This is a genomic window from Kineococcus sp. NPDC059986 (assembly GCF_040702905.1).
In the GTDB taxonomy this organism is placed as follows: Bacteria; Actinomycetota; Actinomycetes; order Actinomycetales; family Kineococcaceae; genus Kineococcus.
In genome coordinates this window covers 12,617-36,472 of sequence record NZ_JBFBND010000028.1, presented here as the reverse complement: position 1 = coordinate 36,472, position 23,856 = coordinate 12,617, and the positions used below count along the sequence as shown (strand labels likewise).

Here is a 23,856-nt window from a genome sequence, read left to right as displayed (position 1 = left end):
CGCGGGAGCCGATCTCCCACCGCAGGTTCCATGAACTCCTCCGCCGTCACCGTCGAGCCGCCAAGCGGTCACCGTCGAGACGTTGCAGGTCACCGCGCTCGACCAGGTCGTGAACGGTGCTGGACACGGCCGCCGCCACGTCGCCGCTCGACCGACCCCACCCGAAGAGCTTGCGCACCGCGTCGACGAGTTCCCTCTCACCGATCGACCCGGCGTCGGCCACGGTGAGCTGCACCGCAAGACGGACCTCCCGGCTCGATACGTGCTCGAGCGGACGATCGGTACCGGTCCCCGGACCTGCGGGGACGCGGACCATCTCGACCGGGCGGTGGCTGTAGAAGCCGCGCGGGTTCCGCATGACCCGGTTCCCGGCGACGACGGTTCCCTCGAGGGCGTCGAGGGCGTTCGCCTTGATCCGCGGCCCCAACCGCGCGACGCCCCAGTCGTCTCGGAACCGCTGCAGCAGGAGGTCCTCGTGGATCGGGGCCTCCACCAGCAGCAGTTCCTCGAAGTAGCGCCGGAAGTGCGGGCGCGCCTCAGGAGAGGCCAGGTCCCACCGCGCGGTGCGGCGGCCGCCGACGAACCGCTCGTACGGCACCGCCCACGCGGGACGCTCGGCCAGTTCCACCTCTTCGACGACGACCTCGGCCGCCACCGGGACCGGAGCCGGGACCGGAATCGGCGCGCCGCGCAAGGCGTCCTCAATCCCCCGCCGCAGACCTTCCACCTGACCGGCGCGGTCGTGGTACCAGCTCAAGCCCCAGATGCGGTGGATCCGCCACCCCAGGCCTTCGAGGACGTTCTGCCGCAGGCGGTCACGGTCGCGAGCCGCCTTGGCGGAGTGGTAGGCCGCACCGTCGCACTCGACGCCGAGCAGGTGCTCGCCGGCCTTCTCCGGGTGCTTGATCGCGATGTCGATGCGGTAACCGGCGGTACCGACCTGCGGCACCCCCTCGTACCCGAGGGACCGGATGGCCGCGAGCACGTCCTCCTCGAACGGGCTCTCCGCGTCGCCGAAGCTGCCGCTGAGATCGATCTGCAGCGCCTGCGGGCCCTTCTCGGCGAAGTGCAGGTACTTCTGCAGCGCCCGGTGGCTCTCGTTGGCGCCCGGATCGATGCGGCCGTGGGTGAGGGAGGTGACGACCTCGACGCGACGGCGCGCGCGGGTGACGGCCACGTTCAGCCGGCGCCAGCCGCCCTTCTTCGTCAGCGGACCGAAGTTCATCGTCACCTTGTCGGCGGCGTCGGGGCCGTAGCCGACGCTGAAGATGATGATGTCGCGCTCGTCGCCCTGGACGTTCTCGAGGTTCTTCACGAAGAACCCGCCCAGGCGGTTGCTGCGATCCAGCAGCGGCTCCAGGCTCGGGTCATCGTCAGCGCGACGTTCGAGCTCCCGCTCGATGGCTTCGGCCTGCGGGGTCGACAACGCCACGACCCCGACGGTGAGGTTCGGGTGCTCGCGGTGGTGGTGCACGACGCGGTCGACGACCTTCTGCGCCTCGACGACGTTGTCCCGCCGGCCGCCGCGGTCGTAGACGCCGGGCACGAGGTAGGACGCGACGCCCAGGTCCGGCGAGTCGAAGCGGGCACCGGGGAAGGTGTTCAGCTCGCTGTCGTAGAACTGCACGTTCGAGAAGGTGATGAGGTCCTCGTGGCGGCTGCGGTAGTGCCACGTCAACGGCAAGGCCGTCATGGCCCCGGACCCCTTGCACTGCTTGAGGACGCTCTCGAAGTCCTCGAGCATCTCGTCGGCGTCGTCGTCCTCCTGGTCCTCCTGGCTGGCGGAGAAGAACGCCGTCGGCGGCAGCTGCTTCTCGTCACCGGCCACGATGAGCTGATCGCCGCGGTAGATGCAGTTCACCGCGTCCCACGGAGCCACCTGCGACGCCTCGTCGAAGATGACGACGTCGAAGTGCAACGTCGACGGCAGGTACTGCGAGACCGCGAGCGGGCTCATCATGAAGCACGGCTTCAACTGCTGCGCCACGGCACCCGCTCGGGTCAGCAGATCCCTGACCGGGATGTGGCGGGTCTTCTTCTCCGCCTCGCGGACGATGACCGCAGCGTCACCGATCACGGTGCGGGGCCTGCGTTCCACGCACGCCTGCACGACGGCGGTGTGGGCGTTGGTCACCAGTTCACCGTCGAGGCGGCGAAAGGTGTCGACGAGCGCATCCCGGTCGTCGGCACGGTAGTCACGCAACCGGTCGTCGCCGAGGGTCACGCCGTCGACCCAGGCGACGAGCAGGGCCCGCTCCACCTCGGTCGGCACGGCGGCCGCCGGCGCGTGCGCGACGACGAGAGCGTCGACGACCGCACTGACGCCGTGGGCCGACACCTCGTGGCGTCGGGTCGACCAGTCGCACCACTCCGGTGCGTCCCGATCGACGCTCGCAGCCATCTCCGTGAGCAACCCGTGCGCGTCGTCCAGGGAAGCCGACAACTCACCGTGCAGTTCTCGGGCTCGCTCGTCGGAGAACTCGGTCACCAGGGCGTCGACGGCGGCGTTCCACCGGCGCAGCGGATCTTCGACGTCGCGCGCAGCGAGCGCCGGGCGGTGCAGGTGCTCCGCGACCGAGGGAGGCACGGGCCCGCCCACGAGCTCCCGGACCCGGGTGCACCAGTCGAGCGCCGACCGGACAGCGGACCACTGCGTGTCGGTGCCGGTGTAGAGGTCGCCGAGGAGCGTCGCGTCGCGGTCGTAGGTGTCCAGCACCTGCGCCTGCGCGGTGGCGGCGGCGCCCACGGCGTCCAAGGCCCGGCGGCAGTCGGCCAGGGTGAGCGGTCGGCCCGCGACGGCGTCGACCGCCTCGACGACGTCCACGGCCGGACGGACGCGCTCGGCGAGGGATGAACCCGCCCCGGCCAGGTCCTCCAGCGGCAGCTCCGAGAGGAAGTCCACCACGTCGGGAGCGACCGCGGTGAGCTCCACGCGCCACGCGCCGACGGCGGTCGCCACGCGTCGCGCCACCGTGGTCAGGTGGGGGTCGGGGGTGGCGCCCCGGCTGAGCTGGCCGGCCAACGCTCGCGGGTCGACCTCGTCGCCGGCGAGCTGCACGGCGGTCAGCGCGGTCTCCACGGCCTTGGTCAGGCGCCCGAAGTCGGTGTCGGTGCCGTGCCAGTAGCCGCCGAGCCGGTCGGCGTGCTCGTCGGCACCGAGCGTGAGGGCGCGTTCGGCCTTCTGCCATTCCACGGCCTCGTCGAGCTGGGCGATGGTCTCCTTGGTGACCCGTTGGGCCACCGTGACGGCCTTCAGCGCCGCCTTGTCGGCGCGGGCAGCACCGGAGAGCTTGCGCAGCCCTGTGTGGGTCTCGTGGAAGCGGGTGCGCAACCCGACGAGGTCGAGCTCCAGCACGGCGGGCGTGAAGACGGCGGCGACGGCTTCCTGACGCTGACGCACCACGCCGACGAGCTGCTCCAGGACGCGGCGGCTCTCCTGCAGCGCGTTCTGCACGGTCGGGTTGAGCCACGCGGACTCCGGCAACGCCGTCTGCTCGGCAAGTCGTCCCAGGTCCGCGAGGCGCGCGGCGCGGTGCAGCGACAGCCCCTCGGCGGGCACCCCCAGCAGAGCGGCCAGGCGACGGGCGTCGTCACGCAGGTCGAGCGCTCGCTGCGGGCAGGCCGCAGCGACTTCGTGCAGGTGGTGCAGGTCGGCGGCCGTCGCCGTCGGAACGGGACTCCACGCACCGGGAGCCATGGCCGTGTCCAGCACCGGCGCCTGGTCCGCGTCAACCTCAGCCCACCGTTCGCCGGTGAGTTCGACAGCGCGCTCCGCGGCTTCCTGGAAGGCGTCGGTCAGCGACTGCAGCTGGAGCACACGATCTTCGACGGGGGCGAGGCTCCCGCTGGTCAACCACGCGGTCGGCACGGACGGCGCGTCTCCGAGGGCGTGCAGCAGGTCGGCGCGCCGCTGCGCTCCGGCGGTGTCGACCGGCAGACCCAACGGCAGATCCTCGTCGACGGCGCGCACGCGCTCACGCAACAGTTCCGCGGCGCTCTGCGCCGCCTGCGCGGTGGTCCGCAACCGCTCCGTCAGCCGGCTGTCGGCGACGTCCGCCCGCAGACCCCGCCACAGGAACCCCTCGCCCTCGCTCACCGGTCGCCACGAGCGCGCCAGCGCAGCCGCTGAAGCGACCGCTTCTGCCCGGCGGGCCGCAGTGAGGTCGCGCCCAGCCGCGGTGTCCGCGGAACCGAACCGACCTGACGCGTCGAGCAGGGCGATCTGCCCGAGGACGGTGTGCAGGGACAGCTCCAGGCCCGGGCGGGTCTCGTTCATCGCCGCGGCGTAGCTGCTGAGCCGTTGCCGGGCCCGCACCAGAGCGTTGCGGTCGGTGGCGCCGAACGCCGAACGTGCCCTGGGCCGCGAAGTCAGCTCCGCGGCGAAAGCCTGGGCCACCTCACGCCGACCAGCGGTGTGGCTGTGCAGCTCCAGCAGGAAGTTCGCCAGGCCACGATCTTGGAGGCGAGAGTTCACGACGTCGAGGGCTGCCGCCTTCTCGCTGACGAACAGGACGCTGCGTCCCATCGCCATGAGCTCAGCGATGATGTTGGCGATGGTCTGGCTCTTCCCGGTGCCCGGAGGGCCGTCCATGACGAAGCTCTTGCCCTCGCGTGCGGCGATGATGCAGCGGCGCTGGCTGGAGTCGGCGTCGAGGATGGTGTGCATCGACTCCGGTGCGACGACGGCGTCGATGTCGGCGTCGTCGCGGATCGGCTCGAAGGGCAGTTCACGCGCTGCAGGCGCGTTCGGGCCGAGGGCGACGAGCTGCACGAGCGGGTGCTCGGCGATCCGGGCGGCGTTCTCCTCCAGGTCGCGGTAGATCGCCTCCTTCTGGAACGTGAAGTTCGTCAGCACGGTCCGCTCGGAGGTGCTCCAGCCGGCGTGCCGAGCTACGAGCGCCTCGACCTGAGCGAGGTACTTGGAGACGTCCGGGGAGAACTCGTCCACGGGGGGCAGATCGATGCCGAAGTCGCGCTCCAGCTTGAGCGCCAGCGCGGGGTTCACCACGACGGCGTCCTCGGCGCGACGCACCCGGTGGGGAGCGTTCGACCCGGAGCGGGTGAGCTGAACGGGAACGAGGACGAGCGGGCTGTCCACGGGCTTGCCGTCGAAGGGGTCGACCCAGTGCAGCATGCCCAGACCGAGGTGGAGCGTCCACACGCCGCGGTCGGCGAAGTCCTGCTGAGCCTTCTGCGCGATGCGCCGCCCGGCGCCCGGGATCTCCTCCTCAGTCTTGTTCGACACCGTGAGGCCCACGCCGTCGGTGACCAACGTGGCGCGGTCCGCGTCGACGACGGCCAAGACCTGCGACGCCGCAGGGGAGCCGATCTCCAGCGACCCGGTGCGCACGTGGGCGAAGTACAGGAGCCGTTGGCGGCGCGTCAGGTCCAGCAGACGTTCGCGCCACTGCTCCAGCTGACGCTGCATCGCCTCCTGCACGCGGGTGTCCACGCTCACGCCTCCTCGTTGCTGGCCGGACGGGACCCCTCCACCGCAGGTGCGGCGCGGAGCAGCCGGGTGACCAGGTCGTGCACCAGCTGACGGTCCTCCTCGCTCAACCGCTGCACGAGCGCGGTCAGGTCGTCGACGGAGCCGGGCGCCGGCTCGGCGTTCCACTCCTCCAGCTCGGCGAGGGAGGCGGGGTAGACGTCCTGCGGGACGTCGCCGGCGCGCAGGTCGAGGTGCTGCAGCCCTTCGGGCAGGTCGCCGCTGTGCACGAGCCGCAGCTCCTGGGTGCACCGGGTCAAGGCGATGTACAGCAGACGCCGACCGTGCTCGTGGTCGGCGACGATCCGGTCCGGCGCCGCAACAACCACCGCGTCGAACTCCAGCCCCTTCGACAGGGTCGCCGGCACGACGGACAGGGCGGCGGAGAAGTCGCCGGAGCGCCCGTCCCCCACACCACCCCCGCTGCTCTCGGCGACCTGCACCAGCTCGTCGTACAAGCCGTCGGTGACGATCAAGCCGGTGGTCGCACCAGCCTCCACGGCGGTGCGAGCAGCCAGCAGGGCCTGCTCGAGCAGCTCCCCCTCCGCAGCCCACGTCGCCACGGGTGCCACCCGCCCCGGGCGCACCGCGGTGGGCGCCTGGAGGTCCGGGGAGATGAGCGGCAGCTGACCGGCCGCCAGCTCCAACGCCGACCCGGGGACGCGGTAGCAGAAGCGCAGGTTTTCCACCGAGGTCGGTGCGGAGTCGGGGCCGCCGAGGTGCTGGGTCAGCTCCTCCCAGCGGTCACGGATGAAGGGCCCGGTGGCCTGCGCCAGGTCACCGAGGATGGTGAACGACCCGGAGGGGCAACGTCGCGCGAGCGCCCGGGCCTGCATGGGAGTCAAGTCTTGAGCCTCGTCGACGACGACGTGGGCGTAGCGCGTGTCGTCGCCGTTGAACATGCCCGCGAGCTCGTCCAGGCACAGCAGGTCAGCTGCCGTCCAGGGCTCCTCGCCGATCGCTCCGGCCTGCGGCCGGAACAGCGACGCCCGTTCCTCGACGGTCAGCACGCCGTCGGCAGCCGCGACCAGCAGGCTCTGCGTGCCGTAGAGCGTGCGCAGGAACTCCTCGGGGGTGAAGGTCGGCCACATGCGGTCCACCGCGTTGGTGAACGCCGCGAGCCGCCGGATCGCCACCTCGTTGGCGGCGACGAGACGGCTGGCGGCCACCGACGACTCCCGGTAGGCCGCGAAAGCCAGTCGGGACAGGCGTTCGCGGACCATGACACGGCCGTCGGCGTGGCTCAGGGGGCGGGACCTCACGTCGGCCAGCAACGCCTCGACGTCCGCGCGGGCGACCACCACCCGCATCGGACCGATCGTCAGCGTCAGGTCCTCCCCGGTCCAGCCGATACGGGCGGCGAGAGCGCGTCGTAGGACCTCGGCCATCCGCTCGGACCCCTTGACGCGGGCGGCGAGGGCGTCGTCGGCGCCCTGGACCGCTGCCTCGCCGAGGTACAGGCCGGCCACGTCGGTCTGGTAAAGGTCCCCCACGCCCAACGTGGGCAGCACACCACTCGTGTAGGAGAGCAGCGCGGCGTTCGGGGAGACGATCAGCAGCCCCTGACGGCGCAACTCCTCGTCGTTCAGCGCCAGCCACGCCGCCCGGTGCAGACCGATGACCGTCTTGCCCGTCCCCGGCCCACCCTGGACGACGAGGACACCCTCACGTGCGGCGCGGATGATCCGGTACTGCTCGGCCTGGATTGTGGCCACGACGTCGCGCATCGCGCCGTCGCGGGAGCGGTTCAGCTCGGCGAGCAGCGCATCGCTGACCAGGTCGTCACCCGGCGGGAGGGAGGTGACCGCGCTCGCACTGCCCCGGACGATCTCGTCCACGAGCTGGACCAGGCGGCGCTCCTCCTCGACGAAGGTGCGCTTGAGCTGCACCGACCCCGGCTCGGTGGGCGTCGCCTCGTAGAAGGCGTGAGCCGCAGGCGCGTGCCACCCCACGACGAGGACGTCACGGTCCTCGTTGAAGACGACGCGGCGCCCCACGTACAACGGTTCTTCACCCGAGCGGTCGAGACGACCGTGGATGAGCTGCCCCTGGCCCTTCGCGTCCTTCAGGATGGCCAGCGCGCGGCGCATCGCCCGGTGCGCGGCCAGGTCACCCGCCTGGTGCTGGGCGATGGTGCGCTCGGCCAGGGCGTGGCCCTGGTCCAAGCAGCGGTAGGCGGTGTCCAGGTACGCCTGCTCCGCCTGCTGGTCCGGATGCACTGCTGTCATGACGACCCCCCGTCGTTGTCCCCGCGAACCATCGTGTCAGCCCGGTGAGACAGAGATGCAGGAGTCCTCCGATCCGTCGGCCGTCCACCACCTGTCGGCCGTCTCGGGTGACCGCATGAGTCGTTGGCACCCGTACGGGTGCCCGGCGCGAACCGCTCCACCGCCCGGGGCACGTGCCTCACTTCTGCGCTGGCCAGGACTGGTCTTCAAAGCGTCTGCGACAGTGGCTGAGTGAGCACGGGATCCGTCGAGGCCGAGCACGATCTGCAGGAAGGCCTGCACGAGACACTGGTCGCCACCACCCTGGACGCGTCCCTGACCCGAGCTGGGGACTGGACGACCGTGGTGCGCAGCGTCGACAGCGTCGATGCTCCCCACGTCCTCGCCCGTCACGTCAGCGACCTGGTCCACCGCGCCCTGGAGGCGACGAACGACCCCAGCGAGCGCCTCGCCTTGGTGGGCGACCTGCTCGGTGTCCTCGGCGATCACGGAGCCGTGCCCGTCCCCGACGAGAAGGGCGCACCTCGACAGCTCCTCGCCGCGCACCGGCGGCGCGCCCTGGCGCAGCCGTCGACGGTCCGACCGGCGACGCCGCTGTCCGAGGCGGCCCTGCTGACGAACAGCACCACCGACCCGAGCCTGGCGGCGGAGCTGCGGGCGGAACTGGCGAGCGCGGACCGCGTCGACCTGCTGTGCGCGTTCGTCAAGTGGTCGGGGCTGCGGCTGCTGGAGAGCGCGCTGCGGGACCTCAAGGACCGCGGCGTGCCCTTCCGGGTCATCACGACGACGTACATGGGCGCGACGGAACGCCGGGCCGTGGACCGGCTGGTGGAGGAGTTCGGCGCCGAGGTGAAGGTCATCTACGAGACGACCCGCACCCGGCTGCACGCGAAGGCGTGGGTCGTGCACCGCGCCACCGGGTTCAGCACCGCGTACGTCGGATCGTCGAACCTGTCCCGCTCGGCGCTGCTGGACGGCTTGGAGTGGAACGTCCGCCTGTCCGCGGTGGCGAACCCGGCGCTGCTGACGAAGTTCGACGCGACGTTCGCGAGCTACTGGGAGAGCAGCACCTTCGAGACGTACGTCCCGGCGCGGGACGGTGACCGGCTGGACGACGCGCTCGCCGAAGCCGGCGGGCAGCGTGGGCCGGGCACGCCGGTCGACCTGTCCGGGCTGGAGGTGACGCCGCGACCGCACCAGCAGGAGATGCTGGAGCAGCTCGGCGGGGAGCGGCAGCTCCACGACCGGCACCGCAACCTCGTCGTCGCGGCCACCGGCACCGGCAAGACAGTCCTGGCCGCGTTCGACTACCGGCAGCTGCGTGAGCAGCACGGCCGCGATCTGACGCTGCTGTTCATCGCGCACCGACGGGAACTGCTGGACCAGGCGCGGCGCACCTACCGGGAAGTGCTGGGCGACGGGGCGTTCGGGGAGCTGCTCGTGGGCGGTGAGCGTCCGCGCAAGGGGCGGCACGTCTTCGCGAGCGTGCAGTCGCTGAACGCGAACGTCCTGGACGGCCTCGCCCCTCGGCAGTACGACGTCGTGGTCCTCGACGAGTGCCACCACGCCAAGGCCGACAGCTACCAGCGCGTCCTGGACCGGCTGGAACCCATCGAGCTGCTGGGCCTGACGGCGACCCCGGAACGCAGCGACGGCGGGGACGTCCTGGCGCTCTTCGGGGGGCGCACCGCCGCGGAGTTGCGGTTGTGGGACGCGCTGGCCGACGACCTGCTCGTGCCGTTCCACTACTTCGCCGTGGACGATGGTACGGACCTGCGGGACCTGACCTGGCGACGCGGCGGCTACGACGTCGAGGGCTTGACGAGCCTCTACACCGGGGACGACACCCGAGCACGCCTGGTGCTGCGGGAGTTGCGCCGCCGGGTGGCCGACGTGGGCGCGATGCGGGCGATCGGGTTCTGCGTCAGCGTCGAGCACGCGCACTACATGGCGCGGGTCTTCCGCGACGCGGGGATCGACGCGCTCGCCGTCAGCGGCGGCAGCACCCCCGAGGAACGCACGGCCGCCCTACGCCGGTTGAAGGAGGGTGACGTGCGGGTCCTGTTCGCCGTCGATCTCTACAACGAGGGCGTGGACGTCCCGCAGGTCGACACCGTCCTGTTCCTGCGGCCGACGGAATCGGCGACCGTCTTCCTCCAGCAGCTCGGTCGCGGGCTGCGCACCTCTCCCGGCAAGGCGGTGCTGACCGCGCTGGACTTCGTGGGCCACCAGAACGCCGACTTCCGCTTCGACACCCGGTTCCGCGCGCTCACCGGGGTCAGCCGCGGCGCGTTGCAGCACCAGGCCGAGCAGGGGTTCCCCTTCCTGCCCGCGGGGTGCTCCATCGTCCTCGACGAGGTGGTGCAGGACCGCGTCGTCACGAGCATCAAACGCCAGTTGAGCCCGCGCACTCCAGCCCTCGTCAACGAGGTGCGGGCGCACCCGAGCGGCAGCATCGCGGGGTTCCTCACCGCCAGCGGGCTCAGCGTGCGGGAACTGCTCGGGAGCAACCGCTCGTGGACCGACTTGCGTCGCCGCGCCGGGACGGAGACGAGGCCAGCCGGCCCCGTGGAAACCGCGCTGCTGAAGCGGATGCGCGCCGTCACCCACGTCGACGACCGGCTGCGCCGCGACGCGTACTCCCGACTGCTCGCCGACGACGTCACCGCCGAGGCGCTTTCCCCCGTCGAACAGCACCTCGCGGAGATGCTCACCGCGTCGCTGTGGCCGTCAGGTGCACCCGGCGACCTGACCGCGGTCGTCGACGTACTGCGGCACGAACCTGCGGCCCGGGACGAGCTGGCGCAGCTCGTCGACATCGCCTTCGACGACGCCCGCCACCCCACTACGGCGCTCGACGGGGAGCTCGCTGGCCTGCCGCTCAGCGTCCACGCCCGGTACTCCCGCGACGAGATCGTCAGCGCCCTCGGTGTCGCCACCGCCTCACGACCATCGATGTCCTTCCGCGAAGGGGTCGTTTGGGCGCCCGAGCACCGGACCGACGCGCTGCTCATCACCTTGGCGAAGTCCGAAGCCGATTACTCGCCGTCGACGATGTACCGGGACTACCCGTTGACGCCGCAGCTGTTCCACTGGGAATCGCAGTCGCGGACGACCGTGGCCTCCGTCACCGGTCAGCGGTACCTGAACCACCGAGCGATGGGCACCCACGTGCTGCTGTTCGCACGGCAGCGCAAGCAGGGAGACCTCGGCGCCGAGCCGTACCTGTTCCTGGGACCGGCGGACTACGTCTCGCACCAGGGTGAGCGACCCATCGGCATCACGTGGCGCTTGCACTACTCCATGCCGACGGATTTCTTCACCCAGGCGTCGCTCGTGCGAGCGAGCTGATGGTCACCACGCCGGCAGACCGCGATGGGCGTGGCGTTTCGAGGTCACTCGCGCGACTGCGGTCCGTCAGTCAGCCTGGCGCCGCACGGTGAGCAGGATCAGGACACGAACCCCAGCCACAAGCCGTCCCGCGCCCGCGTCATCCCCACGTACAGCTCCCGCCGCTCCACCTCGAGCCGCTCCCGCCACGCGCTCTCCGACTCCCCCGCCTTCGCGGCCGTCCCGCCCTCCCGCAGGCCCGGCAGGAAGACGTGCTTGAACTCCAGGCCCTTGGCGCGCTTGATGGTCCCGACCTTGACCCGTCCGCACGTCCGCCCCGCGTACTCCTCCAGCGGCACCAGCGGGAGGCCGGCGCGGTGCAGGACGCCGGCGTAGCGGGAGGCGTCCGTCGTGGTCGCGGTGAGCAGGGCGCAGTCGCCCAGGCTCGTACCCGCCGCGGCGAGGTCGCCGACGGCGGCGACGAGCGCCGCGTCGAGGCTGCGCGCGTCAGGGGCGTCGACGCGCACCGTCACACCCCCGTCGCGGGCGACCTCCATCCGGCGGGCGCCCTCCTCGAGGGAGTCGTCGAGGTCGGCGAAGGCGTCGGAGGCGACGACGGCGACGGCGGTCTCGATGATGCGGGAGGCGTTGCGGTAGTTGGTCTCCAGCACCGTGGAGCGCCCGCGGACGCTGATGCCGGCCTCGGAGAGGGTGAAGCCGCCGGGGTAGACGGCCTGCTGGCCGTCGCCGATGAGCAGCAGGCCGTCAGGGCCGTCCCCGCCGAGGGCGTGCAGCAGCTGCACGCCGACGCGGCTGAGGTCCTGCACCTCGTCGACGAGGACGGCGGCGTAGGGCTCCTCCAGCGGCCGCCACCGGACCTCGGCCAGGGCGAGGACGAGGAGGTCGGCGGCGTCGTGCAGGCCGCGCGAACGCAGCAGCACGTCGTACGCCGTGTAGAGCTGCCAGACCGCCTCGCGCTGCGCGCGGTTCAGCGGGGTGGACCGACCGACGCGGGTGAGGTCGGCGTACTCGGAGAAGTCGGTGAGCCCGCGGCCCTTGATGACGGAGGCGATCTCCTCCTGCCAGTACGTCACGGGGACGGGCACCTCGGCGAGCGCCGAGAACCGGCCCACGCTCGCCCACGACCGCCAGAAACACGTGTCCGCGGCCTTGAAGTCCACCTGGTGACGCACTCGACGCGCGTCGAGGAAGCGGCGCGCCCACGCGTGCACCCCGCAGAACTCGACCCGGTCGACGTGCTGGGGTGCGAGCCGGGCGAAGGTCGCGCCGAGGACGGTGGGCAGGGTGCGGACGAAGGAGACGTAGAGCAGCTTCCCCGGGCGTGTGGTGGCCAGGTAGGCGGCGCGGTGCAGGCCGATGACGGTCTTGCCCGTTCCCGCGGGCCCGCGCACGCGCGCCGGCCCGTTGCGCACCTGACGGACCAGCTTGGCCTGGCCGGGGTGCAGGAACGTCATCCAGTCCTCGATGGGTGCGGCGAGCGCGCCCTGCAGGAGGGAGTCCTCCAGCTCGGCGGCGCTGAACAGCGCCTGCTGCTCGGGGACCTCCGCGGGCTGGAGCAGCGGGAGGACGGGCGGGACGACGACGGGGCTGAGCTCGACGGGACCGGCGTCCTCGTGGGGCGGGAAGTCGCGCTCGAGGACGGCCAGGACCTCCGGCAGCTTCTCGGCGTTCAGCCGTTCGCCCCGGCGGTTGATCCACGGCACGAGCTGCTCCTCCCCCATCGCCGTGACGCGCCCCAGGGTGAGGGGACCGAACGACTCGCCGGCGAAGACGAGGACGGGCACCACCTCCAGCGGAGCGAGCCCGACGTCGGCGACGGACTGCTCGGCGAGCTCGGCGATGCGGGCGACCTTGTCGACGTCGTCGTGCGCGTCCTCCTGCCCGCGCCACAGCCGACCGTCCTCGACGTGCACCTCCCGCCAGTTCTTCACGTCGAGGACGAGGACCCCGCCAGGGCCGACGTGCAGGAGGTCGACGTTGGCGGACCGCGTCCCCGGCCAGCGCCGGTCCGCGAGCAACGTCCAGCCGTACGCGGACATCGGCTGCAGCAGCGCGGCGATGCGGCGCTCGCCGGCGCTACCGGCCTCGTGGCGGCGGACGATGCGCTGCTGCTGCCGGGCCAGGGCGAGGTACTGCTCGGCGAGGGCGCGCGCCCGTCGCGCCTCGACGTCCTGCGACGCTCCCGCCGTCATCCTCACCACCCCCGCACCATCCTCCCGACGCGGCGACCGAGCGTCCACGGTCAGTCGCAGAAGCAGGTGCCGTTGGCGCTGAGCTGGTGCCCCAGCGGGCAGCACGCCGGAACAGCCAGCGCCGCGGACGCGGACGCCCCGGACTGCGAGTGGAGGGTCCACCGCGGCCCGTGGGCGCGCCAGTCCAGCGCGCGCAGCAGCTGGTCGTGAACCTCGTCGGGGTGGGCGGCGATCAGCGCGGAGTCGACGCGGACCATCGTGGTCGCCGGCGACGTGGGGTGGAGCTGCGCACCGGGCAGGCGCGCAGCCGCGGCGGCGGCGAGGTGCGGTTCGGTGGCGATGTCGATGCTGCGGGCCCGGACGAAGGCGGCGGTGGCGCCGACGGTCGCGGGGTGCAGGCGGATCCGGTCGCCGAGCGGCACGGGGCTGACCGCGCGGGCCTCCGTGGCGCGCAAGACGGCTCCGGTGATCCCGGGGACGGCGCCGAGGGTCCGCAGGTCGTCCTCGATGGTCACGCTCCTCCTCGTCGGATCGGATCGGTCCCCGGTGAAGACCGGGGAGGGAACAGCCACCCGGAGGGGTGCACCCGCGACACGCCGCACCCGGACCGCGGGCGTTCCACCGACCTACCGTCCACGGGTGGCTCATCGGGAGAAGACGGTCGTCGCGGGCCGCACCGTCGTGCACGCCGTCGGCCAGAAGACGCAGACGGTCCGCATCCACCACGTCGACCCGGGCGCCGGCGTCGAGGTCGGGTACAGCCTGCCCGTCGCGGCCGAGGTGAGCGTCGACCGGCTAGCCGAGTTCTCCGAGGTCGACGCGCTCCGGGAGTGGCTCGTCGAGCGGGGCGGAACGCTGCTGGACGACCCGGCCGCGAGCCGGACCGCAGTGCCTCCCCTGGTGCGCATCGCGCCGGAGGACGAGGAGTGGATCGCCGTCGCCGTCCCGCTGGTGGAGCGCGCGATCACCGCGTTGGTGGACGGGTTCCTCGCGGACCCCTACCTGCACCGCGTCGAGCACTCCCTGCACGCGGAACTGTTCTCGCTGCTCAAAGAGCACGAGCTGCTCGCGGCGCGACAGACCCTGCGCGACGGGCTGACGACGCAACTCGTCCACAAGGAGTGGCCCGAGACGCATCCGCAGCCGCACAAGGGCGGCGGTCGAGGTCTGTTCGACCTGGTCGTGCTGGCCCCGACCCAGCTCGCGCGCGCCGACCGCCAGCAGTTCCGGGACGGTCGGATCGAGGCGCCCATCGTCGTCGAACTGGGACTGGACTACGGGCTCACCCACCTCAGCGGGGACGACGCGAAGTTCCGCAACAGCGGGGTGCGTCACCCGTACCTCGTCAACCTGGCGCGGGCGAGCACGGCGAAGGTCGGTGAGGTCGAGGAGTTCATCGACCGGCTCGTTGCTCCCGTCCAGGCCGCCTACGCCCACGTCCACCCCGGCACCGGGGCGCGGCGGGCACCGGCACCTCGGCGCCACCTCGGTGACGGCCTGAGCGGTGGCGCTGAGACCCGTCGTCGGTGACCTGTTCACCCTCGACCTGCCCGCCCTCGGCCACGGCGTGAACTGCGTCGGCTCGATGCGCGGTGGCATCGCCGTCGAGTTCCGTCGTCGCTGGCCCCGGATGCACGCGGCGTACCAGGACCTGTGCGCGGCCGGGGACCTGCAGCCCGGTGACGTGTTCCCGTGGGTGGCCGACGACGTGGTGGTCTACAACCTCGCCATCCAGCAGGACTCCGGCGCGGACGCCTGCCTCGACGCAGTGGACCGCAGCGTCCGTTCAACGCTGCTCGACGCCGGGACACGGGAGATCGACGCGCTCGGGGTTCCGCGGCTGGGTGCGGGCATCGGTGGGCTGGTGTGGGCCGACGTCCTCGACACCCTGATCAGCGCTGCGGCGGACTCCCCCGTCGACCTCGTCGTCGTCACCCGCGCGTGAGGCCCGCGGTCGCAGGACGTGCAACCCCACGTGGTGCACCACGAACCGCGCCGGGTCGCTCTGGTGGGCGAAGTAGATCCGCCCGCACTCGTCGGGCCGCTTGACGTCCCCGAGCTTGACGTGCGGGACGCCGTTGAGGCGGCGCCCCTCGAACTCGAAGACGGCTCGCCCGGAGTTCGTCAGCGCGAGGTCGGTGGTCGCGACGTCGAGGCCGAAACCCTCGCGGGACCAGTCGATGAGCCGGGTGGTGATCCGCCCCTGAGAGGCGGCGAACTCGACGGAGGCCCGCCCCCGGGTGATGAGGGGTGGCCCGCAACAGCGCGGGGTACAGGTACCCGGACTTGCGCCAGGTGCGGTCGACGACCTGGGTGAACCGCGGGCGCCCGTCGGTGCGGTGTTCGAGGTGGTCCAGCAGAGGACCGGCGTCGTCGGGCGTGAGGTCGGGGCGTCCGCCCAGTCGAGGACCACCGCCTCCCGGCGCGACGTCGCGAGCCTCGTCGGCGGGCACGGCAGAGAGATCGGGGACGCCGTCGTGGGCGAACTCCAGCCACTCCTGCACGTGCCGCAGCAGCGCGGCGTGCGCCCCGGCCGAGGTGGGATCGGTGCGTGAGCGGACGTCGAAGTCGACGACGTACTGGACCTGCACCGCGGCTCCTCTCGACGGGTCGTCGTGGAGAGGATCGGCAGTCGCACCGGGCGCGCTGGACCAGGACGCCCGGATCGGGGCAGCGGCGCTACGGCAGGTCCACGCCGTACGACGTCCCGACCCGGTCGACCACTGCCTGCCGCTCGGCCAGCCAGATCCGGCCGAACTCGGCCGCCTCCGCCCCACCCCGGGCGACGGCCTGCTGCAGCGAGGCCGCTGCCCGGTCCCGGTTCTGCACGACCATCCACACCCACGTCGGCACGCCCGACCACCTCCGGCGCGCATGCTGCCCCGGGGGTCCGACACCGGTCAGCGCGGCGCCAGCAGGTTATGCGCCTCCGCTGTCAGCAGCGGCTCCACCCTCGCCCACGGCACGACGTAACGCCGCACCCCGTGCCCGCTGAGCTGGACGTCCTGGGAGGAGAACGCGAGCCCATCGGGCCCGGACTGCCACGTCGCCCATTCACCTGCTCCGGAGCAAGACCGGAGGGGTCGGTGACGGGTTCGCCCTGCGCGGCGGCGATGCGCTTGAGGACGGGACCGAGGCCGGCGAGCGCCGTCGCGGGGTCGGTGAACACGTTGTCGACGGTGACGGGCCGTCCGGTGCGGCCGTCGTCGGCGACGGGGTCGTCAGGTCAGGACCGGCCGCGGCCGGCGCGGGGGTTTGCGGCGGACGTGCACGACCCCGTGGACGCGGTCGGCCGCCGCGCGGGGGTCCTCGTGCTCCCACACCCGCACCACGTGCCACCCCGCGGCCGCGAGCGCCGCGTCGGTATCGCGGTCGCGGGCGGTGATGCTGGCGAGCTTCACCCGCCACCAGTCCGCGTTCGCCTTCGGGTGGTGGACGTGCACGGGGCAGGAGTGCCAGAAGCAGCCGTCGACGAAGACCGCCACCCGGGCGCCGCGGAACACGAGGTCGGCGCGGCGGCGCCGGTTCGTGCCGGGCGGGGTGGCGTCCACGAGGTAGCGCAGACCGCGGCGGTGCAGTTCCCGGCGCAGCGCGAGTTCGGGCCGGGTGTCCCGGCGGCCGGTGCGGCGCATGATCCCGGCGACGGCGGTGGCGGAGGCCGGTGGGGCTGGGCCGGGTTCCTGCCACGCGCTCACGGCCGCACCGTACGGGGAGTCGGAGAGGCGATCGACCGCCGTCCACAGGCGGCGTCACCGGCCGGCACACGGCGCCGGACAGGCCCGGTGCTCCCTCTGACGGCTCCCCACGCTCCCATCTGGCGACGCCCGTCCCGCGCCTCGCACCACCGGCTGGCTAGGGTCGAACCCCGACCACCGAGGAGGCCACCGTGGACCGCCAGCACCGGGTGATGGGCGCCCTCGTCGGCTCGACCGTCGGCGACGCGCTCGGCGCACCGTTCGAGTTCGGCCCGCCCGACGCCTACAGCGCCCGCTTCCCCACGTCGGCGCGCGGCGCGCACACGGAGATGTGCGGCGGCGGCTCGCTGGGCTGGGAACCGGGCGAGTTCACCGACGACACGCAGATGGCGCTGCTGCTGGCGGAGTCGCTCGTCGCGCACCGCGGGCTGGACGAGGCGGACGTCTTCGACCGCTTCCGCACGTGGGCGCAGGCGGGGCCGCCGGACATCGGCGTCCAGACGTCCGCGGTCCTCCTCTCGGGCCTGCCGTGGGACGCGGCGGCGAGCGAGCACGTCCGCGCGGGACACCGGGCGGCAGGGAACGGCTCGCTCATGCGCGCGACGCCGGCCGCCCTGTTCTTCGCGGGCGCCGGCCGAGACGTGACCATGGACGCCGCGCGGCGGCAGAGCGCCCTCACCCACGGCGACCCCGCGGCCGGCGAGGGCTGCGCACTCTTCCACGAGGCCCTCCGCGCCCTGCTGGAGGACCGGGACGTCGACGCGGCGGTCGCGGACGCGCTGCCGCTCGTCACCGAACCGCACCGGGAGAAGTGGGTCCGGACCTGCGACCCGACGTGGTCGCCGCGGGACGCGACGGAGGCGAACGGCGCGGTCTGGCCGACGCTGGGCTCGGCGCTGTGGGCGCTGCGGCACTCCCACACCTTCGAGGAGGCGCTGCGGCTGGTCGTCGACCTCGGCGGCGACACCGACACGGTCGCGTGCGTCACCGGGGCCCTCGCGGGCGCACGGGCGGGCATCACGGGCATCCCGGTCCGGTGGACGTCGGTCGTGCACGGCCGCATCCCCGGTTTCGGCGACCGGGTCTGGCAGCTGCGGGACCTGCAGCGCCTCGCCCTGCAGCTCGACGGCCGGGTCGAGGACCTCTACGAACCGCCGCCGAGCGCCGGGCTCGAACCCACCGAGGTCTCCGACGGCGTGTGGGCCTCCGACCTCGACGGCGCCCGCCGCAGCGACAGCGACTTCGCCGTCGTCTCGCTGTGCCGCACGGGTGGCCGCTTCGGCCACGAGGTCCAGCGCATGGTGCAGCTCACCGACGACGACCAGAACACCGAGATCGTCACGGTCCTCGACGACGTCCTGGAGGACATCGCGGCACTGCGCGCGGACGGCAAGCGCGTCCTCGTCCACTGCCAGGGCGGCGCCTCGCGCACGGGACTCGTCCTGCGCGCGTGGCTCGTCCGGCAGGAGGGGTTGTCGGCCCGCGAGGCCACCGACCGCGTCCGGTCCGTCTGGCCGCACCTCAGCGAGCAGAACCCCTCGTTCACCGTCGCCCTGGACGACCTCGCGCGGCGGCACTAGGTGGACGCGCTCGACCTCGGCGCCCGGCTCGCGCAGCTGCTCGCGACGGGGCGACGGGTGTCGACCTACAAGCTGGCCACGCTCGACGCGCTGCTGCAGCACTGCCTGGAGCACCCGGTCGGCGAGGACGACGGTCTGCGGGTGTCGATCCCCGAACTCGCGGAACGGGTCGTCGAGGCGTACTGGCCGCAGGTCCGGGTCTACGCCGACCTCGGGGTGCTGCGGCAGAACGAACAATCACGGCCTGGGACCACGACGCTCCTCGAGAGGATCGCGCAGGCGCGCCGCGCCGCAGAAGGGACCCGGAACGCCAGCGTCGCCCAGTGGCGTACCAACGACCCCGGGACCTGGGCCCGCACCCGGCGCTCGGTGGCCCACACCCTCGCCCAGCAACCCCTCTTCGCGTTGCAGAAGACCGGAGGGCGATCGCCGGGAACGGCTTTCCTCTACGACGACTCCTGGTTGCACAAGAAGGTCAGCGTCGTCGACCTCGACGCCCACGACTGGTCCATCGACCTGTTCCCCGGCGTCCCGACCGCCCTGGCCCGCGTCTCCCCGCTCCTGCAACCCGTCCTGCAGCAGTGGTGGGTCGACGACGTCCAGCGCCTCAACGCCGCCGCGCTCGAAGCCCCCGACCTGCACGGGTTCCTCTTCGGAGCCGACCGCGCCGCCGTCGCCCGTCTCGCACCGGGGCTGCGGGAGTTCCAGGACGGTCGCTGCTTCTACTGCGCCAAGCCCTCCGGGGCGAGCGTCCACGTCGACCACGTCCTCCCGTGGTCGCGCGTCCCCCTCGACGGGGTCCGCAACCTCGTGGCGGTCGACCCGCGCTGCAACGGTGACAAGCTCGCGACCCTGCCGGCCGTCGAGCACGTCCGCGACCTGCTCGCCCGCCCCGAGGCGGACCTGCAGGCACTCGCCGCTCCGCTGCGCTGGCCCGTCGACACGGCCCGGGTGCGGTCGGCGGCGACCGGGTTGTACCGGGCGGCCGCCGCCGGCGCCCCGTTGTGGCGGGGGCCGGGCGTGTACGACCTCTTCGACGGCCGGCTGGTCTGGTGACGTGCGTACCCTTCCGCCATGCCCCGTCGCCCGGACGTCCCCGAGCCCGGCCCCGTCGACCCCGTGGTCCTGCACGCGTTCTTCGACCAGGTACGACCGGACCCGGTGGTCGCCGGACCGCGCGAGGAGACGGTCACGTTCCACCTGCGCGTGTCGCTCGACGACGTCGAACCGCCCGTCTGGCGGCGCCTGGACGTGGCGTCGGACCTGACGCTCGACGACGTCCACGACGCCCTGCAACGGGCGATGGGCTGGACGAACTCGCACCTGCACGCGTTCCGCCGCTTCGACGCGGTGAAGGGTGAGTTCGACACCCCGTTCCTCACGGGCTTCGAGATCGCCGAGGGTGAGGACGGGATCGGCGAGGACACCGTCCGCCTCGACCAGGTGCTGTTCGCACCTGGCGACCGGCTCGAGTACGCCTACGACTTCGGCGACGGCTGGGACCACACCGTCCTGCTCGACGCGGAACTCCCGCGCGACCCGGGCGCACCCCCGGTCGTCTGCACCGACGGGGCGCGCGCGTGCCCGCCGGAGGACTGCGGTGGGCCGTGGGGGTACCAGCAGGTCCTCGACCTCGCCCGCGACCAGCGGGAGGGTCGGCCCGTCCCGGTGGACCTGCAGTACCTCCTGGACGCCTACCCCCACCTCGAACCCGAGCACTTCTCCGTCGAGGAGGCGAACGCGGCGATCGCGGCCGGTCCCCCGCTGCCGGAACCCGGCGTCGGCGGTCACGGGCTGGACACCGCGGGTCTCCCCCCTGAACTGGCAGACCTGGTGCGGCGCCTGCCCTCAGGGACGGCCCACACGGTGCACGACCTCGTGCGCGCCGCGCTGCCGCACGGGAACCTCGTCGCCGCCCCCTCGCCCGCCGACCAGGCGGCGCTGCTGCACGACGTGGTGTGGATGCTGGACCGCGTCGGCGACGAGGGACTGCAACTGACCGGTTCCGGCTACCTCGCGCCCGTCGACGTCCGCGCCGCCTACGAGGCGCTCGACCTGAGCGAGGAGTGGCCCGGCAGGGGGAACCGCGAGTCCCAGACCCTGCCCGTCCTGGGGTTCCGGGAACTGCTGCGCACGCTCGGCCTCGTCCGCAAGTACCGCGGGCGCCTCCTGCTGACGAAGCTCGGGAAGCAGGTGCGCGGCGACCAGGCACGCCTGCTCGCGCACCTGGCCGCGTCGATCCCGAGCGGCGAGGACGAGCCGGACCGGGTGGCGCAGTTGTTCGCCCTGCTGGCCGTCGCGTCGGGCCGCCACCCCGACGACAACGCGGTGTGGGTCCTCGCGGCGACCGCGCTCGACGACCTGGGGTGGCGCTGGCCGGATCGCCCTCTGACCCGCCACGACGCGTGGAGGCTGGCGGGTCCGTCGATGACCCTGCTCCGGCGGCTGGGGTTGCCGCTCCCGCGCATCCTCGCGGCGGAGGGACCGCCGCCGAGTTCCGCCCAGGTCGCGTTCGCGAGGACGGCCCTCACGTCCCGGTGACCCCCGCGCCCCGACGGACCACGGTGCGCCGTCCGGGTGAGCACCCCTCAACCGGCGGCCACACCGCTCCGAGGGATCGCCGTGGGAGTTGCCGGCGGCCGGGCCGATGAGAAGGCTCGACGGGCCGCGGAACGGGCTGCCCTGCTGCGGAACACCACGGGTTCGCACGAACGGTTCGCCGCCGCCGAACGGGTGCGGCACGCCTGGGCGACGGGAGCCGAGGGCGAGCGCCTCGTGGCGCAGACCCTGGCGAACCTGCACCCTTCCTGGCAGGTGCTCCACGACGTCCGCTGGCCCGGCCGGCCGTTCGCGAACATCGACCACCTGGCGATCGGCCCGGGCGGGATCGTCGTGGTGGACGCGAAGAAGTGGTCCGGTCGCGTGACGTCGGACCGCGGAGTCCTCCGTCAGAACGGGTACCGGCGGGACGGCGAACTGGACGGCGTCGCCGCCGCCGCGGCAGCGGTCGCAGCGCTGGTGAACCCTCGGGCCACGACGCCCACGCGCGGTGTGCTCTGCCTCGTGGACCAGCCCTTCTCCCCGACGGGAACGGCGTCCGGTGTCACGGTGGTCGGCCGACCACACCTCGTCGCCCACCTCCACGCCCTGGACGCCGTCCTGGACGACCAGCAGGTCGCCGATCTCACGGCGTTCCTGCGGGGCCGGCTGGACGGCGACCCGACACCCCGTCGGCGCAGCACGAGAACCCGCACGGCTCCACCTGCACCTCCGCGTCGGGTTCCGCAGGCCCGTTCCTCGCGCCGCCCCGCGGCCCGGACCGCTCGACAGGTGGTGCTGTCCCTCGTCCTGGCCCTCACCGTGCTGGGTGTCAGCGCCGCGGTCCTCCTGCACCTGCTCGCCGACCTCGCCGCACGACTCGGCGCAAGCGGCTGAGGACCCGGGCGAGCGGATCCCGCCCACCCACCCGCCACACGGGCAACCGCACGCGCCCGCGCTGGGCGGCGGTGAGTTCCTCGCGCAGCACCTCGACGAGCACCCGGGTGTCGTCGACGGCATCGTGGGCGCGCACCTGGTCGATCCCCCAGTGGGCGGCGAGCGTCGACAGCTTGAGGTTCTCGACGGGCAGGTCGAGGCGCTGGGCGAGGCGCCAGGTGCAGAGCCGCTGACGGCTCGGCAGCGGAACTCCGGCGGCGGACATCTCCGAACTCAGGAACCGCCAGTCGAACCCCGCGTTGTGGGCGACGAACACGCGGCCGGCGAGCAGTTCGGCGACGGTGGGGGCGACCTCGGCGAACCGGGGGGCGCCGACGAGCCGTTCGCGGGTGATCCCGTGGACGTCGACGGGGCCGGGGTCGCGCTGGGGGTCGACGAGGGTGGACCAGGACCGCTCGACCACGCCCCGCGGGTCGACGAGCGACACGGCGACCTGGACGATCCGGTCGCCCGCCTCGGGGCGCAAGCCCGTGGTCTCGACGTCCAGCACGGCGTACCGGTGCCGGTAGCGCCACGCGACCGCCCGCGGGAGCGGTGGCACGGGGTCGAGCGCAGTCATGGGTCTCTCCTCGCTGGTGGAACGAGGAGACCATGGCAGACGGGTCCGACACGAAGCGCCGGACCCGTCCACGTTCGAACTCTCCGAACAGGTTCGGAGACCTGCGTCAGGCCGCGCGGAACCTCCGCGGGTCGACGAACCCGGCGTCGAGGAAGGGCTCCTCCCCCACGACGAGCTGGGCGACGAGCTCGCCCACGCCGGCCGCGTGCTTGAACCCGTGCGCGGAGTCACCACCGGCGACGACGACCCGGTCGGTGCCGTGCGGGCGGCCGATGACGAACTGCTCGTCGGGTGTGTTGTTCACCATGCACGGCGCGGCCTTGGCCGGCGTGGGGTCCACCCCGGGGAAGGCGCGGGCCACGGCCGCGCTGAGCTCGGCGCTGTCGCTCGCGTGCACGAACCGGTCGAGGGTCTCGGCCTGCGTGGGTGCGAAGTTCTCCCCGTTCGGCAGCAACCCGAGCTTGATGCCGTAGTCGTCGGCCGACCCGTGGCCCCAGACCTCGGTGCCGTCCGGGAGCGCCCGGGTGAAGGCCGGGAACGCGTCGAGCGTGTAGTCCTGCTCGTGGCCGGGACGGGCGCGGAAGAAGAACATCGGCATCCGCCGCGGGTCGAGCGGCAGCTGCGGCACGAGCGTCCCGAGCCACGCCCCCGTCGCGACGACGACCTGCCGCGCCGCGATCGTCGCCGTCGGCGTCCGGACGAGCACCCCGTCTTCCGTCGTCTCCACCGCGGTGACCGTCGTGTGCTCGAACACCTCCGCCCCGAGTCGGCGGGCCTGCGCCACGTGCGCCCGGACGTTCTGCTCCGGGTAGCAGATGCCGGCCCACGGGTCGAGGACACCGAGGTCGTCGTCGTCGAGCCAGGCGTACCCGGGGTACGTCTGCCGGACCTCCTCGGCGTTGAGCGTCTTCACCGGGACACCGGCCGCCTCGGCCGCGGCGAGGGTTCCGGCGACGGGCGCGCTCGTCGGCGACCCGGTGTTGAGGCAGCCGGTCTGGCGCACGAGGACGTCGCCGGTGCTCTCGCCCAGTTCGGTCCACAAGGCCAGGGACTTCAGCGCGAGGGGGGCGAGCGCGGGGTGCTCGTAGCAGGCGACGCGGAACAACCGGGTGGCGCCGTGGGAGGAGCCGAGGGCGTGACCGACGCCGAACCGCTCGACACCGGTGACGCGGACACCACGGGCGGCGAGCCGCCAGAGGGCGGCGGACCCGAAGGCGCCGAGGCCCACGACGACGACGTCGGTCTGGAGGGGAGCGGGGTTCGTCACA

The 23,856-nt window shown here is 72.9% G+C and carries 16 protein-coding genes; 8 read left to right on the top strand and 8 right to left on the bottom strand.

Annotated features, from left to right (window positions below):
- Positions 1–46: 46 nt before the first annotated feature.
- Both AB0637_RS18525 and AB0637_RS18520 read right to left on the bottom strand, forming a co-directional pair.
- Positions 47–5,458: a DUF3320 domain-containing protein gene (locus tag AB0637_RS18525; protein WP_366174119.1), complete on the bottom strand. Its 5,412-nt coding sequence runs from the start codon at positions 5,456–5,458 to the stop codon at positions 47–49.
- The gene (locus tag AB0637_RS18520; RefSeq protein ID WP_366174118.1) at positions 5,455–7,716 is read right to left on the bottom strand and encodes an ATP-binding domain-containing protein; all 2,262 of its coding nucleotides are present in this window, start codon (positions 7,714–7,716) and stop codon (positions 5,455–5,457) included. Before AB0637_RS18520 ends, AB0637_RS18525 begins: the two co-directional genes overlap by 4 nt.
- Before the next feature lie 264 nt (positions 7,717–7,980).
- On the opposite strand from AB0637_RS18520, the gene AB0637_RS18515 reads away from it, so the two are divergent.
- Complete coding sequence (locus AB0637_RS18515; RefSeq protein WP_366174144.1) at positions 7,981–11,067, top strand: DUF3427 domain-containing protein; 3,087 nt, start codon at positions 7,981–7,983, stop codon at positions 11,065–11,067.
- 98 nt (positions 11,068–11,165) lie between these two features.
- Here the strand turns inward: AB0637_RS18515 and AB0637_RS18510 are convergent, their stop codons facing one another.
- Entirely contained in the window at positions 11,166–13,259 is a 2,094-nt protein-coding gene (locus tag AB0637_RS18510; RefSeq protein ID WP_366174116.1) for a 3'-5' exonuclease, read from the bottom strand.
- A gap of 50 nt (positions 13,260–13,309) precedes the next feature.
- Entirely contained in the window at positions 13,310–13,774 is a 465-nt protein-coding gene (locus tag AB0637_RS18505) for a hypothetical protein (RefSeq protein ID WP_366174114.1), read from the bottom strand.
- Positions 13,775–13,898: 124 nt separating this feature from the next.
- On the opposite strand from AB0637_RS18505, the gene AB0637_RS18500 reads away from it, so the two are divergent.
- The 3 genes from AB0637_RS18500 (at position 13,899) to AB0637_RS18490 (ending at position 15,814) form a co-directional block, all read left to right on the top strand.
- Complete coding sequence (locus AB0637_RS18500; protein ID WP_366174113.1) at positions 13,899–14,789, top strand: hypothetical protein; 891 nt, start codon at positions 13,899–13,901, stop codon at positions 14,787–14,789.
- Entirely contained in the window at positions 14,764–15,204 is a 441-nt protein-coding gene (locus tag AB0637_RS18495; protein WP_366174112.1) for a macro domain-containing protein, read from the top strand. The genes AB0637_RS18500 and AB0637_RS18495 overlap by 26 nt, the downstream gene beginning before the upstream one ends.
- 403 nt (positions 15,205–15,607) lie before the next feature.
- Entirely contained in the window at positions 15,608–15,814 is a 207-nt protein-coding gene (locus AB0637_RS18490) for a hypothetical protein (protein WP_366174111.1), read from the top strand.
- A gap of 124 nt (positions 15,815–15,938) precedes the next feature.
- On the opposite strand, the gene AB0637_RS18485 is transcribed toward AB0637_RS18490, so the two are convergent.
- Both AB0637_RS18485 and vsr read right to left on the bottom strand, forming a co-directional pair.
- Entirely contained in the window at positions 15,939–16,112 is a 174-nt protein-coding gene (locus AB0637_RS18485) for a hypothetical protein (protein ID WP_366174109.1), read from the bottom strand.
- Between the two features lie 368 nt (positions 16,113–16,480).
- Positions 16,481–16,891, bottom strand: coding sequence for a DNA mismatch endonuclease Vsr (vsr, locus tag AB0637_RS18480; RefSeq protein ID WP_366174142.1), 411 nt, complete (start codon positions 16,889–16,891; stop codon positions 16,481–16,483).
- 254 nt (positions 16,892–17,145) lie between these two features.
- On the opposite strand from vsr, the gene AB0637_RS18475 reads away from it, so the two are divergent.
- From AB0637_RS18475 to AB0637_RS18460, 4 genes are all read left to right on the top strand, one after another.
- Entirely contained in the window at positions 17,146–18,534 is a 1,389-nt protein-coding gene (locus AB0637_RS18475; RefSeq protein ID WP_366174107.1) for an ADP-ribosylglycohydrolase family protein, read from the top strand.
- Positions 18,535–19,590 (top strand): HNH endonuclease, encoded by a 1,056-nt coding sequence (locus AB0637_RS18470; protein WP_366174105.1) that lies wholly within the window; start codon positions 18,535–18,537, stop codon positions 19,588–19,590. It abuts the gene before it with no gap.
- Between the two features lie 18 nt (positions 19,591–19,608).
- On the top strand, positions 19,609–21,075 hold the full coding sequence (locus AB0637_RS18465) for a plasmid pRiA4b ORF-3 family protein (protein WP_366174103.1): 1,467 nt from the start codon (positions 19,609–19,611) through the stop codon (positions 21,073–21,075).
- Positions 21,076–21,156: 81 nt separating this feature from the next.
- Entirely contained in the window at positions 21,157–21,969 is an 813-nt protein-coding gene (locus AB0637_RS18460) for a nuclease-related domain-containing protein (RefSeq protein WP_366174101.1), read from the top strand.
- Here the strand turns inward: AB0637_RS18460 and AB0637_RS18455 are convergent.
- Together AB0637_RS18455 and solA are read right to left on the bottom strand one after the other, a co-directional pair.
- The gene (locus AB0637_RS18455) at positions 21,905–22,588 is read right to left on the bottom strand and encodes an exonuclease domain-containing protein (RefSeq protein WP_366174099.1); all 684 of its coding nucleotides are present in this window, start codon (positions 22,586–22,588) and stop codon (positions 21,905–21,907) included. The genes AB0637_RS18460 and AB0637_RS18455 overlap by 65 nt on opposite strands.
- Before the next feature lie 106 nt (positions 22,589–22,694).
- A complete protein-coding gene (gene solA / locus AB0637_RS18450; RefSeq protein WP_366174097.1) occupies positions 22,695–23,855 on the bottom strand; it encodes an N-methyl-L-tryptophan oxidase in 1,161 nt (386 codons plus the stop codon).
- Position 23,856: the final 1 nt, after the last annotated feature.

Excerpts from the sequence above, each read along its gene's own strand:
- AB0637_RS18520 (WP_366174118.1), bottom strand. The coding sequence starts at position 7,716 with ATGACAGCAGTGCATCCGGACCAGCAGGCGGAGCAGGCGTACCTGGAC.
- AB0637_RS18510 (WP_366174116.1), bottom strand. The coding sequence starts at position 13,259 with ATGACGGCGGGAGCGTCGCAGGACGTCGAGGCGCGACGGGCGCGCGCC.
- vsr (WP_366174142.1), bottom strand. The coding sequence starts at position 16,891 with ATGCGCCGCACCGGCCGCCGGGACACCCGGCCCGAACTCGCGCTGCGC.
- AB0637_RS18465 (WP_366174103.1), top strand. The coding sequence starts at position 19,609 with ATGCCCCGTCGCCCGGACGTCCCCGAGCCCGGCCCCGTCGACCCCGTG.
- AB0637_RS18455 (WP_366174099.1), bottom strand. The coding sequence starts at position 22,588 with ATGACTGCGCTCGACCCCGTGCCACCGCTCCCGCGGGCGGTCGCGTGG.